The sequence below is a fragment of the Ruminococcus sp. N15.MGS-57 genome, assembly GCF_000980385.1.
GTDB lineage: Bacteria > Bacillota > Clostridia > Oscillospirales > Ruminococcaceae > Hominimerdicola > Hominimerdicola aceti.
Map to the genome: position 1 here is coordinate 1 of NZ_LARF01000120.1, position 880 is coordinate 880.

Annotated in this window: 1 protein-coding gene and 1 pseudogene; one reads left to right on the plus strand and one right to left on the minus strand. The window is 51.9% G+C overall.

Going from position 1 to position 880, the window contains the following annotated elements:
- A partial coding sequence (locus tag WS40_RS10795) for a TetR/AcrR family transcriptional regulator (protein WP_046442268.1) occupies nucleotides 1-184 on the minus strand: 184 nt, incomplete at its 3' end.
- A gap of 300 nt (nucleotides 185-484) precedes the next feature.
- Here WS40_RS10795 and WS40_RS10800 point away from each other — a divergent pair.
- Nucleotides 485-880, plus strand: a pseudogene (locus WS40_RS10800) (hypothetical protein); the annotation flags it as partial.

The following is an 880-nucleotide window of genomic DNA, read 5'->3' on the forward strand; positions in this document are numbered from 1 at the left end:
AAACCGCAAAGAAAAGCATTTCCTTGGATTCGTAGAATTTATAGAACGAGCCCTTTGCAATCCCGACCGCCTTCGTCAGCTGCTCTACGGAGGTTTTCTTCATCCCCATCGTGACAGCACAATGTCTCGTTTCCTTCAGCAACGCCTTGCGGAGCTGCTCAGTCTCGTAATCGGTAAAAGCCAAGGTTGCACCCTCCCTGAAAATATGACCGCTTCGGTTCTTCTGGTCATATTATACCGCGCTTTTTCTGGTTTGCAAGGGGTGTAGAGAAAAACATACGCATTTTAACAAAAAATTATTTTCCCTTAACACATTATTTCATGAAGGCGCTCCTCTTCCTTTGGCAAAGAACTGCACCCCCCCTAAAATCAAAAATGCACCCACCTCCAAACCGTAATTGCACCCCCTTAACGGGTTTCTATCAAAATTACTGTTCTTTGCCAAAATCCCCTCCTGCGATCTGATGTCGCGGGAGGGGGGGCTTTGCGCAGGATCTTGGCCGCTGTCGGTGCGCTGCATCGCAGCACCGTATTTACCACGTGCCGAAAACATGATAGAATCATCGCAATGATTTTGTTGCGGGGTGAGGAAATGCGCATAAGACAATTGCTGTGCTTGCTGTTGTGTCTGGTACTGCTGAGTGCGCTTCCGGCCTGTGCCGGAAAAAGCGGTGAACAGCCGCTGCCGGCACCGACGGCGGCGGTCACATCCGCAGCGCCTGAGCAGGGAGCGGCTGTACCGCCGGAGGAGGATGCCTCCGGTTTTGTTCTGCTGAGTGAGGTCGTGCCGGATGTGATCCTTGAGATGCGCTATTATTCGACCTATAACTTCGTAGGCGAGCGTATCGACGGGTATGAGCAGCCGGTCGCGCTGCTGACC